Raw genomic sequence first — 13,155 nt, forward strand, 5'->3', positions numbered from 1 at the left:
GTACCGGTATTGGATTATCTGCCTTATGCGTTTTTCTGTTATTTATCGTTGCTATTAACGCTGCTCTTTGGCTTTACAGGGCTGACTATTAGTCGAATAAAGAGCCATTAAGTGGTAATTACCTTACTCATTACAAGGAATAAAATATTGAAGGTGGTATTGATAAAATGGCAAAAAGATACCCCGATACGTCTTTTATGAGACGCATTGGGGTATCTTGTTTATCTATATTAGAAAGATGTTTTTACGCTTACTTTTCTGCGTTCTTGTTTAAGGTTTTTTTCAAAAAATGATCGAATATAAATGGTCCAAAGGGTAAAAATGAGCCAAGTACGCCTGCAGGCATGGCCCAAAGCGGCATTTTTATTCTACCGACAGTAATCAGTAGTACAAGAATATAAGCGATAAATAATATACCGTGTGCCATACCGATATATTTTACTGCTTCGGGTATACCTGTCATATATTTAAGTGGCATGGCAATGCCCATTAATAATAAGAAAGAAGTGCCTTCTAGATAGCCGACAACGGTTAATATCTTTAACGACGAATGCTGTTTTTTGCTAAGGCCAGTTGTTTCACTGCTAGTGGGGCTGGTGGTCTGAGCTTGTGACACGTTGTGTTCCTTTCGGTATTATTGAATGCACCATATGATACTGGCTTTGTTCCATGCTTTGAAGGATTGCTTTGTGTCAGTGACTATAGAGTCCGTTCTTAGGGTAGACCCCAGAACATGTTCTCACTTCCGTCTCTTCAAAACTTGTATCTCTCTCATCTGCTCAGCATCATTTATATAAACTCAGCTTTTATTATATTAGTCTTTAAGCCTGCTTCAGTCCTTACGCCAATAGACTTTAACGACCGCATCAGCGCGCTCTAATGTGAGTCTTTGTTTGAGTAATCGACGCAGTGATTTTGCGGCACCTGCTTCAAGCGCTCCCCAGACCTTATCGATTTTTAGCGGATGCGTGGCTAGATAGTCGCCCACCGTATTGTCTATCAACGTGGCTAACTCTTCTCCTGAGTTTACCTGACCTGTCACTAATGGCAGTACTATAAATTTATTATCTGTATTGCTTTCTATGTCACTGCTCATGTTATCAGCGTTTATTTTAACGTCATTAAAATAAGCCTGATCTTTTTCATCTTGAGTAACACAGAGGATAAGTGGTGGTAGAGGGTTATCCCACAGCTCCAGTAAGCGTGCCACGGTCGGCATCGAAGTCTCATCTGCTACTAGCAGCGCTTGGCCCTCATGTAGATGCTCAACTTTCTCTGGAAACTCACGCTTACTGATTACGCTATCACCTGCTTGCAATGAGCTCGCCCAATTACCGCCAGAGGTATCACCGTGTAGAAACACATCAACCCATGCCTGCATGCCATCTGAAGTTGACCAGGCTTTTCTTAATGTGTAGTAGCAATGGGAGCGTGAGGGGCGGTCATGCTCATCAGTGACGTTATGCTCTAAATCAAATAAGTACGCATAACCTGCTTCATTGACGGGCACAGGATTAGAGGTATTGGTTTCTGGTACTGTTAAGACCAGACGCAGCATGTTCTCGCTGACATGATAGCTGTTCTGTACGATGAATTTTTGTTCAGTCAGTTTGATGGTTTTTTTGCCGAGTTTTTTATCTGCACGTTGCTTGAGCAAAATATATTGCGTCTGTAGTTCGCTAAGCTGTGTGATAGGTGCGGTAAAGGGGATAAAAAAATCATGATCTTGCGCGGCTGTATTTTGAGCGTTTGCGCGCGGATGTGCTGAATTGTTCGGCTGTACCCGTAATGCGATACCTTCAGCATAAATATCAGACAACTGTATATCTGCATTATCCATCTCATCGGTCGTCAAGGAAGTAAACGCTTTCAAAAATCCGAGTAACTCGTCGAAATGCTCTTCATTGATATGAGCAATGGTATGGGCAAGTTCTGGGATATCTAGGGAAGTGTAAACATTTGATTGAATATAAGTCTCATTTTTAGCAGATGAAATAGAATAGGTCATATATGTACTCACGAACAATTGTGCATGAAAGATTAAAAGAGTTGTATTTTATCTTAATGATAATTGTTTTTATTACGGTTTACGAGTAAAATCGGTTTTTATTGGCTTTCCAATATAAATACCACGACTTAAATTAATGACGAGTATCGCTATGTTACGTGCAAACCAACTGACTATCAGTCGTCAAGGGAACACCTTGCTAGACAATGTGAGCTGTGAGATTGATACCAATCAATTGGTTGCTTTGGTGGGACATAATGGCTCTGGCAAGTCAACTTTGATCAAAGCGTTGGCAGGCGAGATGATAAGTAATGGCGGTAGCGTCAGCTTAGATGATCGTCCTATGAGTAGCTACAGTAGCAAGGAGCTAGCACGACAAATGGCATATTTGCCGCAGCAACTGCCTGAGGCTGCTGGGTTTACGGTACGTGAGCTGGTTATGCTAGGCCGTTATCCGCATCAAAAATGGCTACAAAAACCCACTCAAGTTGATAAAGATAAAGTAATAGAAGCCATGCGTATTACGCAAGTAGAAGCGTTCGCTGACCGCATTACCGCCACGTTGTCAGGTGGAGAGCGTGCGCGAGTTTGGCTGGCGATGTGTCTGGCACAAGACACGCGATATCTGTTACTTGATGAGCCACTGGCTGCACTAGATATGCACTATCAGTTAGAAGTCATTCAGCTGATTCGCCGTCTGGTCGATGAGCAGGGCTTGAGCGTGGTGATCATCGTACATGACATCAATCTGGCTGCGCAGTATGCCGATCGAGTGATTGCTCTAAAAAAAGGCCGCATCTGCCATAACGGTGATATCAAAAGTACCATGCAACCGGACATACTACACAATATCTTTAATGTTGATATGCAACTACTTAGCCATCCTATAACAGGGCAACCTGTTGCCATCGCTTAATGTCTGGCTCATCTTTTTTATTCGCCTGTTTCATCTTATTCGCTCAAAAGATAGGTCGCTATGTTCCCTGCTCTTTATCAAAATAACCATTCTAAAAACGTCTCCAGAAACGCCGTAAAACCGTCAATCAGAAACTGCTCACCAGACTCTCCAAAGGTGCGACTAAAGAGGTTGTCTCTTGTCATCAGCTTGGCATTAACCACTATGCTAACTGCGTGTCAAGAACCAGTGGCTGAGCAAAAAGATGTTCAGGCAACTGCTCAAACAGCTGCTCAGGTAGACGGCGCGCCGCATGTGAAAATTAATATTGCCTCGCCTGATTGGGGCAATGCAGCAACCTTGACGGCGATGGGCTATCCACCGATTGCCACGGGCGATGTCAGAGTATGGGACAGATGGGTAGGGACGCCGACATTACCGCCAGCGACGATTGATTTGGGTATTCGTTATCAGCCTAATGCCGAGTTGGTAGCGCAGTTGCCAGTTGATTTGGTTGTAGACAATTCATTTTATCAACATGCCCGCAATTTATATGGTGATGTCCCTGCTGAATCTGTGATGTTCGCAGCCAAAGGGGATACCGCGACATGGGCCGATTATACTGAGCCAACTCGCAAATTAGGTAAGCTGATTAACGAGCCAAAATTGGCTGAAGATTATATTGCAAAAAGTAATGACGGCATAGGTATTGCTAGTGAACGGCTACAACAGCGCTATCCAAATGTGAAAAAATTCGCTGTGGTTCAGTTTGCTGATGCTAATAATATGCGTATGTATGTGGCAAACAGTTTGTTTCAGCCTGCATTGGCGCACATGGGCAAAGAGCTCGATGTATTAGGTAAGGGCAACCAATGGGGATTTGTGCCGATACGTATGGGTGATTTGGCCACGTTAGATAATGATACTTGCCTATTGATTATCAATCCTTTGAGTCCAATCACGCGTGCTGAGATTGATGACAGCTTGATTTGGCAGCGTCTAAGCTATGGTCATGATCGTTGTGTGGGCGAGTTACCGCCAGTATGGATCTATGGCGGCATGGCATCACTGGTCGGTTTGGCAAATAATTTATCAAATGTCACACTAAAAGGTGGTGCAGCCTCATGAGCATTCATACCGCCGAGCATCCTCATAACCAGCCTGCTGACAATACTACTAATAATGTTGATTCTATGTCTTCACTTTCATCACCTTCGTCGTCTAAGCCGTTAAAGAACACGAAAAATCTAACAAATCCATTACCCCCATCTCCAGAGTCACCTCGGTCAGATACTTCTAAATCTAGTGGTCTGTGGCGACTATGGAGCATGTTCATTGTGCTTCTGGCTTTGTCACTATGGAGTGGTTGGACGTTAATCGCGCAAGAATGGACACGTCCGATTGGTGATCTGTTGATGCCAAGCTCACAGTTAGATATTGCCAGTATGGCGACACAGCTGCACTTGGTCGCAACCAGTATCGTGGCAATATTGGCAGGTGGACTGCTTGGGGTTGTCAGTATTTTACTCCAGCAATTGGTCAAAAACCCATTGGCATCAGACACCACTTTGGGTGTGGGTGTGGGTGCGCAACTGGCCATGCTAATCGTGACCCTGTTTTTGCCAAGCTTGGCAATTTATGGCGGTATTTATGTCGCGTTTGTCGGTGCGATTATCAGTATGGGCTTGGTATTTGCCTTGTCAGCGCCCAGTCGCTTTAACCCGTTGATTTTAATACTTGCAGGCTTAGTGGTAAATATCTTACTCGCTGCTGTGGCCAATGTATTGGTGTTGTTTTTCGCGGAGCGCAGCAATGGTATGTTGTCATGGGCTGCAGGTTTTTTGGCACAGAATAGCTGGCATACCAGTACGACGCTATCGATAACCACAGTTGTGATGCTGGTCTTATGCCTGCCATTGTTAAAACCACTGACCCTAATGAGCTTAGACGACTTGCAAGCCAAGCGTTTAGGCGTACCTATTAATAGTATTCGCGCGCTGGTGGTGTTGCTCGTCGCGATCGTAACTGCATTGGTCGTGAGTGAAGTTGGGCTGATTGGCTTTATCGGATTGGGTGCTGCTAGTCTGGTCAATGCGCTGGGTATTTCTTCTATTAGCAAGCGTTTAGTCGTCGCTTTCGTATTGGGTGCGCTATTACTATGGCTGACCAGTAATGTTGCGCTATTGCTAGAGCCGATACTCGACATGCAAATTCCGGCAGGTGCAATGACGGGTATCCTCGGTGCTCCGTTAATTATCTGGCTGATTTTGCGTCAGCGCCGTGAGCAGATAGAGACGGTAACTCCAATGATTACCGGTAAGGATAAGCCGGTCGTATTATGGCGTTGGGGTATTGGCGTGGTTGCGCTCATCGCGTTGGCATGTTTGTTCGTCCAAGATATTAATGGCTGGGGACTCAGTACCGACTGGGCCATTACTCAGCAATATCGACTGCCTCGTAGTTTGAGCGCGGCGGCAACGGGTCTAATGCTTGCCATCGCTGGTGTACTACTGCAAACACTGACGCGCAATCCAATGGCAAGCCCAGAAGTATTGGGGGTCAGCTCGGGCGCTGCGCTTGGCGTTATTTTAGGGTTTTTACTGCTGCCTAGTTTAGGGCTGTCCGCAGGTGCGGGTACGTTGCTTATCTCAGGATTGTCTGGTGCCATGGCGGTGTTGCTATTGGTTATTTGGCTGGCACGCAGGGTAAGTTCAGGCTATCTATTATTGGTCGGTATTGGGATCGCTGCCATGATGGATGGGGTGATGCATATGGTAAAGATATCTGGCGATCCGCGTTTAGAAGCGATGCTTAGCTGGCTATCAGGAACGACCTATAGCGCCCAGCCTAGTACGGTTTGGTATCTTATTGCGATTGCCTTTATTCTGTTTGCACTCAGTTTGCTAGTAGTAAAACCTTTGCGTATCCTCGGTTTGGGTACAGGCGTGGCTCGTAATTTGGGCGTCGCCGTCAAGCCTGTGACGCTTGCATTGTTGGTATTGGTAGCGGCACTGAGTACGGCCAGTACTTTGGCTGTCGGGCCACTGAGCTTTATTGGCTTGATGGTGCCACATTTAGCGACGTCGCTAGGTGCGATAAAGATTGAGCGTCAATTGCCATTGGCCGCCTTGCTCGGTGCAGGTGTGATGGTGATAGCAGATTGGATAGGGCGTTATGTTATCTTTCCTTATGAGCTGCCTGCGGGTACTGTGGCGGCTATTATTGGTGGCGCATATTTCTTATGGTTGATTCGCAAAGTGCCTGTTTCTGCGAGTTGATGGTTCTCTTATTGGTACATCTGTTCAGTGTTAAAGATATAATGAGTAACCTTTGAGCTTGTATGTTGATATGTGAATGGTATTAAGCCCCATTTTTCTATAAACCAGACGAATGGGGCTTTTTTGTGGGTTTAATACGCCATGCTTTGCTGTATGTCATCTGTTGCGTTTAATGCCACTGCTACGAAAGCGGCAACCGTTGCACTGTTATTGGTCTGCTTGTATTGGATATGCACGGGTATGTGTGTGCTGACGTTGTTTAGCATCATAAAGTGACAGCCATCGCTATACAGTTTGCGTACGCAATAAGGCGCAATCGCTACGCCTAAGCCTGCAGCTACCTCGGTTACCAATGTCTGCATGTGCTTGGGTTGACTGATAATATTGGGCGAAAACCCAGCTTGTTTACATAGCATGATGGTTTCATCAAATAGACCAACCGCTTCATCACGGTTAAAAATAATAAACTTATCATCTTTTAGCTGCGCCAAATCAGTGGTTTGTCGATCGGCCAATGCATGGCTCTGGTTTACAATCGCCACCAATTTATCGATATAAATACTGTGGCTAACAAAGTCATTAGCAATAGCGCTCGGTAGCGGCCTAGAAAAACCAATATCGATGCGGTCATTATTAAACGCTTCTATCTGTTCGGTTACCGTCATCTCAAATAATGACACATGCACGTGCGGAAATTTTTCTTTATAACTGCGTACCAGTTTAGCCATAAAGGTTAGGCAGGCCGAGCTTAGATGCGCAATATTGAGTGTGCCGACTTGTCCATCATGGGCTCGTTTGACTTGTGTCTTCGCTTGCTCTGCCAAGGTCAAAATAGTGGCAGCATCTTTCAGCAGTTGCTCGCCAGCGGGCGTGATAGTTACCTCACGAGAAGTACGATTAAACAGCACAACACCCAATTCTGTTTCTAATGATGAAATATGACGACTGATAGCAGGTTGTACGGTGTACAGCTCACGCGCCGCTTCCGAAAAGCTCTGGTACTTGGCCACTGCCATAAAGCTTTTGAGTGTTTTTATATCCATATCATCAATTCCTTTTATTAATGCCTTTCATAAAATCTTGCTCAGTCTTAATTTTTATCTATACATTATTCGTATGGATTCAATCATATACTATCATTTTTGTTATGGTTTGATAGGCTCTATACTTGCGGCATGATTTATTAAGCCGAGATAACAATGGATAAGCCAGTACCAGTACTAAACCAATCGTCAAGCCAGTCGTTAAGCAGATTTATTTTACTGTTAATGACCGCAGCGATTGCCGCAACCGCCGCCAACCTTTATTACAACCAGCCGATTTTACCGCTCATCGGTCATGAGTTTGATTTGACCAACGCGCAACTGGGTAGTATTCCGGCATTGACGCAGTTTGGCTATGCCTTTGCTTTACTGTTCCTCTCACCATTGGGCGACTCTATTGCGCGTAGACGCTTGATTGGTATTTTATCCTGCTTATTGGTGGCAGCATGCGGCTTTGCTGCCCTGTCACCAAGCTTGCCCGTACTGCTGCTATCGGTGTTTTTGATTGGTGTCAGCGCTAATATTACCCAACAGCTCATTCCATTTGCCGCATCCATGGTGTCTCCTGAAAACAAAGGTGCAACCCTTGGTACTCTGATGATGGGATTGACCATTGGTATTCTATTATCCAGAACCTTAAGTGGGTTTGTAGGGGAGCAGTTCGGTTGGCGCAGCGTGTTTGTGATGTCTGCAGCACTTGCCGCTATCTTTGGGGTATTACTGCGCGTATTTTTGCCAACCAACACCCCGCAAACCACACTGCGTTACTTTCCGCTTATCAAAAGTAGCTTGTCACTATTTATAAAACACAAATCCCTGCAAAAATTCACCCTTGCAGGCGCATTTTGGTTTGCCTCATTCAATGTACTATGGGCAACACTGGCGATTTATGTCAGTGATGCACCGTTTAATTACAATGCACAGCAAGCAGGACTATTTGGTGTGATTGCGCTGGCAGGCGTGATAGGGGCTAAATCCTCTGGCAAATGGGTCAATAAATTGGGCTCTAAAACCTTAGTCATGATTGCGTTGGCACTGGCTGCCACAGGCTTCGCTATTACAGGGTTGTTTGCAGGTAATTTGCTGTCGTTGATTGTCGGTATTATCTTAATCGACTTTGCTGTATTCAGTGCGCAAGTGGCCAATCAGGTTCGCGTTTTTAGTATCGATCCGGCAGCTCAAAGCCGCATCAACGGTATTTATATGTTGGGTTACTACACAGGCGGGGCATTGGGGTCTATGGCGGGTGTCAAAGCCTTTGCCTTATACCAATGGCCAGGAGTGGTGGTGGTCAGCATCGTCTTTATCATCATCAGCGCAATATTCAATTCATTCGCCAAAAAATAAGTGATATCAGTACAGTTATATCAATACAGTTATATCCGTACATGGATATCGAAACGACTAGGGACACATATGAACCAATTAAAAACGGCAGGTAGTTTTACCTTACTGTGTATTGCCAGTTTGACCATTATGGTCGGCACGTTACTGGCACCCGGCTTGGTCAGTATTTCGGCAGGCTTGGGCATTACCGACAACAGCGTGCTATTAATCACCTTGCCGTCATTGGGTGCGGTGGTATTTGCGCCACTGGCTGGCAAGTTAATCGATAAATATGGCGCGTACAAACTCTTGATAATCGGTTTGTTTTTATACGGACTTGCAGGTGCCAGTGCTTACCTTTTACATGGGCCAGCGCAGGTGTTTAGCAATCGGTTTTTATTGGGCGGTATAACGGCGGTCGTCATGGCGAGTTGTACGGTATTAATCTCTACGTGGTATCAAGGCGAAGCTCGCTTAAAGATGATTGCTAAACAAGGCATGGCAGTAGAGCTGGGTGGGGTCATATTCTTATTTTTAGGTGGGTTGCTGGCCTCACAGTTCTGGGCATTACCGCTATCGATTTATTTAATGGCGTGGGTATTCTTAGCCATGCTATTACTGTTTGTACCACGGCATCATGCAGCTACAGCAGAGAATACACAGGTTGCTGAAGACGATAGGGCCTATCTCTAAAAAATGTTTATCTTATCTCAACCTTAGCGATGACCATCTTTTTCACCTCAACCGTGTTATTGCCCATCACTATGAATGAGTTGAGCTATAACGAATCACAAATCGGTCAACTATTGGCCTTTATCTCTTTGGTTGCTGTCGTTACCGCAGGCTTTATGCCCAAAATAATCAAATGGTTAAATGAACCTAAAGTCTTGGCACTGGCATTTTTAGCATTTGCGTTATCGTATATTTGCTTTACGCAAACCAGCACCTTGCTATTAGTATTAGGCGCGCTATTGATCGGCATTGGATTTGGTTTTAGTATTCCGCTGTTGAACCATATGACTGTCGAGCTAAGTGCTGCTAAAGTACGTGGCCGTAACTTATCTTACTTTACGATGGCAGTTTTTTCTGGTCAGTTCTTCACATCATTTATGGAGTACATGCCGGGCGGCGCGCACAACGTGTTTATTATGTGTAGCGTGTTTAGCGTCATCATTAGCATGGTGCTATTTTTGAAAGGTCGTAAAGCTGCTTGATAGAGCGCTTATGCTTTCCATAAGGGAACATGAAGGGAAGCAGATTAGGGTCATCAACAGACACTGAGCCAAACACTGATGCTGTTGCTCTTGCTCTTTATATTACAATCACAATCACAGCATCAGTTAGCTTGTGGATCGTGTTAAGCCAGTTGCTTTTTAAGCGTTCGTAAGCGACTTTTAAATTCTGAGCGGTCAACATAACAGCCTTTGAGACGACGCTCACCGACGTTTTCATCAAATGCGTTACGTCCGTGCAGGACTCGGCGGTTATCAAAGACCACCATTTGACCCGCTGCTAGTTTTAACTCAATTTTATAACGAGCGTCTTTTAGTCGAGCCATCAGCTCTCGATAAGCAAGGTAGTAGTCGTACATAATATCGCTCGGCAAATCAAAAACATCTGCAAGATGCGCGTTGTATTTGATTTCTACAATATTGCCAAAGTTGTCTAGATTGATGACGGGGTGATGCTCACGAATATCATGGGCGCTGTCATGAAAACGAAAGGGGATGGCATATTCGGCAAGCAAGCGAAAATACTCAGGCTGCTCTTTTCGTAACCCTTCTAACACCTTTAACCCATCTACGAAAGTAGATTCGCCACCTATGCTTTCATTACTCAAAAAATGCAAAAATTGATAGCCTGGAGGTAATTCCTGATTTGGCAAGTCGGTATGCAAAGGTAATGAGAGTGACGTATAAGCCAAATTAATCGGCGATTTTTCTGATATCACATCAAAGGTCATACCGAAATTAGTCTGCCGTAAATAATCAACTCGCATGGCTGTCTGTATGCCAGCATCAGAGTCATCTGGCATATTATCAATGATAGTAAGCCCATATTTATCCAGCGCACTCATCCACTCATATAAAGCGCTGTCACTGGTCATGATGCTCTGCTGGTCATACATGGGGATGTGGTCAATAAACGTGCCATCCCAACTTTCATAAGGACTGCTATGGTTTTTTGCCAATGCACTAGAATACCCAAACTCACGTAACCAGCTTTGTTCAAAGTGGCTGGTATGCGCTTGTTCTGACCATTCAATCGTCAGCGTTGTCTCATCAAAAGAGACGGATAGTGGATGGATATCTTTTGAGATACTCAGCAAATCAAAGCAACGCTCGCCAGTTTGCGGATGAAAAGCCGATGGGCAGTTATCACGCAGCCAGATATAGTGATAGGTGCTCTCGATACCATCATTCCAGCGTATTTGAATGGCGCGGTCAATGAGTGCAACGGATTCTATTTGATAGTCATTTGCTACGGCGATGTCTAGAGATGGTGTTGCTTGAGGCGTTTCCATTGGAGCAGATCCTACATATACATGAAGTAAAAATATATTTTACGGTATATTGCTAATATCGGTTATTCAAACACTGAATTACGAATCCCCTAATGGGCAATATCAATTAACATGTGAAAGAGCGCATGTAAAGGAGTGAATGATGTGGGTAATCTAGTTGGGGGTAACAGATAACCTGCATTGTGAACCATTGACATGAGGGATATAGTTGCGTTCAAATGATTCTTATACAAGGGAACCGAGTATAAGCTATTGTATGGCTTTGCGAATGCTGCTTTGGCTATCGTAAAGCTTTTATATACCTGAACACTACTGACTAAGGAAAAATGAATGAGCAATACAAACAACGTCTGGCTGTCAGGCTTTAATATGACAACTTCTGTCAATTTTTATGATATCTATCCCGCCAATAGTAAAAAATATGACTTTCCTAAGTATTGGAAAGTATTTGAAAGTAGGGAAAAAACAGCTGATCCTAAGTTATTAGAAATAAAAAAAGTGTATAAAGAAAATAGGTTGGAGCTATCCAAAGCTAGCAGTGGTTTTTTTGAGACCGAGCACTTACCAGACAGCTTGTGGGTAGAGAGTAGTGATACCAAGCTACCATCATCGTCTGAATACATCTTTTTTGTGAGAAGTGGCGGCGTTGTGTTTACCCAAGCCTGTGCTCAGCTGCTACAGCAGTTTCGCTTAGGAGAGAGTACGCTCACACCAGTGCAAATCTACGACCTTGAGACTCAGCAGCTGTGTAGTGAGGAGACCTTTTATTTTCTTAATTTGTGTGAAAGACGAGAATATATTCAATACCCACAGGTGGATAAGGTTTTCAAACGATTTCCAACTATAGAAGGTAGAGACAAATACGGTACTAGTGGTGTACCTGTTAAGGATAAACAGCTATTAGTTAGTAAATCAGCACTAAGCTGCGAGCTAGATCTATGGCATGACCCCTTATTGATGAGTTATGTATTTGTGTCCGATGCGCTGCATGATGCTCTAGTACAAGCGAATATGGACAGTCAATGGGAGATGGTGTCTTGTCAGTTGGTTTGATATTCGATCTTTAATACTTAAATCTTACTCATTTTAACGCTTAACTTTTGGAACATTACTATGGCAGACTCCGTCCCACAGCAAGCCCATCACATCATTCCGAAAATGTAGATAGCTTTGCAGTGCCTATTGATGACAGTAATGACTGCAAAGCTTTTAACTAACTTAAACTTTAACCCTGAGGAGATAACAAATGAGTAACGAACCAAAGGTATGGATTAGCATACTGGATTATGAACATGTCAATATTTATTCAATCGGAATGAATATTCCTAATGTTTATGACTACCCTGCCTATCAAGCAAGCAATTTAGAATATTTTGCTAATCAAAAGGATAAGGATGTTATAGCTAAAAATAAGGAGTTAGGGTCTTATGGCGCGAATATAGAAAGGCTTGTCCAAGCTTTTAAGAAGTTTCCCACTTCTCCAGATAGCTTATGGCTAGAAAATGATAGAGAAGAGTTGCCTAAGAAGTCAGATTATATATTTCGAGTCAAAGGCGGTGGGTTAGTGCTAAACGAAGCCTGTGCAAATGTTTTTAAGCAGTTTAACTTAGGGGAGTCAACGCTGACCCCGCTGAAGATTCATAAACTCTTTACCGATGAGCTGTGGCTGGACGATACTTTTTATTTTTTAAATTTATGTGAGCGTAAAGAGTATCTGATAAATCCACAGCTTGATGAAAGACTTGAATATCACTATAAGAACTATCCTACACCATTTTATAATACTTTCCATGATATAGAAGACAATATGTTAGCGGTAAGTCAATCCGTGACAGAGTGTGATGTGGATATATGGCATGACCCCTTATTTCAGAGTTCTTATTTTATGTCCGATAGGCTGTATCAAGCATTAGTGCAAGCCGATATACACGAGCAATGGAACGCCCATTTTTGTCATTTAGTTTGATTTTTAATCGTACTTTTATATAAAAAACTATAGGAAAGTAACATGTCCGTCTATCCACAAGCCCATCACATCATTCCGAAGAGTTTGTTTAAACAATATGGAGGCTACGCTAACG

The 13,155-nt window shown here is 43.7% G+C and carries 12 protein-coding genes; 8 read left to right on the forward strand and 4 right to left on the reverse strand.

From position 1 onward, the window contains the following. Positions 1-250: 250 nt before the first annotated feature. Positions 251-616: a DUF3817 domain-containing protein gene (locus ACZW67_RS06455; RefSeq protein WP_465182597.1), complete on the reverse strand. Its 366-nt coding sequence runs from the start codon at positions 614-616 to the stop codon at positions 251-253. A 216-nt stretch (positions 617-832) separates the two neighbouring features. Beyond that, positions 833-2,008, reverse strand: a complete 1,176-nt coding sequence (locus ACZW67_RS06460) for an SIP domain-containing protein (RefSeq protein WP_465182598.1) — start codon at positions 2,006-2,008, stop codon at positions 833-835. A 151-nt stretch (positions 2,009-2,159) separates the two neighbouring features. Between ACZW67_RS06460 and ACZW67_RS06465 the strand changes: the two genes are divergently transcribed. The 3 genes from ACZW67_RS06465 to fhuB all read left to right on the forward strand — a co-directional run bounded on the left by ACZW67_RS06465 (position 2,160) and on the right by fhuB (position 6,181). Next, positions 2,160-2,924, forward strand: a complete 765-nt coding sequence (locus ACZW67_RS06465) for an ABC transporter ATP-binding protein (RefSeq protein ID WP_465182599.1) — start codon at positions 2,160-2,162, stop codon at positions 2,922-2,924. Positions 2,925-3,095: 171 nt separating this feature from the next. Beyond that, positions 3,096-4,031 carry a TroA family protein gene (locus tag ACZW67_RS06470; protein ID WP_465182600.1) on the forward strand — a complete coding sequence of 312 codons (936 nt, stop codon included), beginning with the start codon at positions 3,096-3,098 and terminating at the stop codon, positions 4,029-4,031. After that, a complete protein-coding gene (fhuB, locus tag ACZW67_RS06475; protein WP_465182601.1) occupies positions 4,028-6,181 on the forward strand; it encodes a Fe(3+)-hydroxamate ABC transporter permease FhuB in 2,154 nt (717 codons plus the stop codon). Before ACZW67_RS06470 ends, fhuB begins: the two co-directional genes overlap by 4 nt. 131 nt (positions 6,182-6,312) lie before the next feature. On the opposite strand, the gene ACZW67_RS06480 is transcribed toward fhuB, so the two are convergent. Beyond that, complete coding sequence (locus tag ACZW67_RS06480) at positions 6,313-7,224, reverse strand: LysR family transcriptional regulator (RefSeq protein ID WP_465182602.1); 912 nt, start codon at positions 7,222-7,224, stop codon at positions 6,313-6,315. Between the two features lie 156 nt (positions 7,225-7,380). Between ACZW67_RS06480 and ACZW67_RS06485 the strand changes: the two genes are divergently transcribed. From ACZW67_RS06485 to ACZW67_RS06495, 3 genes are all read left to right on the forward strand, one after another. Next, positions 7,381-8,571, forward strand: coding sequence for an MFS transporter (locus ACZW67_RS06485; protein ID WP_465182603.1), 1,191 nt, complete (start codon positions 7,381-7,383; stop codon positions 8,569-8,571). Positions 8,572-8,640: 69 nt separating this feature from the next. Further along, positions 8,641-9,243, forward strand: a complete 603-nt coding sequence (locus tag ACZW67_RS06490) for an MFS transporter (RefSeq protein WP_465182604.1) — start codon at positions 8,641-8,643, stop codon at positions 9,241-9,243. Positions 9,244-9,257: 14 nt separating this feature from the next. Beyond that, positions 9,258-9,764: an MFS transporter gene (locus ACZW67_RS06495; RefSeq protein WP_465182634.1), complete on the forward strand. Its 507-nt coding sequence runs from the start codon at positions 9,258-9,260 to the stop codon at positions 9,762-9,764. A gap of 143 nt (positions 9,765-9,907) precedes the next feature. Here the strand turns inward: ACZW67_RS06495 and ACZW67_RS06500 are convergent, their stop codons facing one another. After that, positions 9,908-11,074: a TauD/TfdA family dioxygenase gene (locus tag ACZW67_RS06500; protein ID WP_465182605.1), complete on the reverse strand. Its 1,167-nt coding sequence runs from the start codon at positions 11,072-11,074 to the stop codon at positions 9,908-9,910. A gap of 330 nt (positions 11,075-11,404) precedes the next feature. Here ACZW67_RS06500 and ACZW67_RS06505 point away from each other — a divergent pair, with 330 nt between their 5' ends. Next, complete coding sequence (locus ACZW67_RS06505; RefSeq protein WP_465182606.1) at positions 11,405-12,127, forward strand: hypothetical protein; 723 nt, start codon at positions 11,405-11,407, stop codon at positions 12,125-12,127. A gap of 193 nt (positions 12,128-12,320) precedes the next feature. Then, complete coding sequence (locus ACZW67_RS06510) at positions 12,321-13,040, forward strand: hypothetical protein (RefSeq protein ID WP_465182607.1); 720 nt, start codon at positions 12,321-12,323, stop codon at positions 13,038-13,040. The last annotated feature ends 115 nt before the right edge of the window (positions 13,041-13,155 follow it).

This window comes from Psychrobacter sp. TPE 89C (assembly GCF_055522395.1).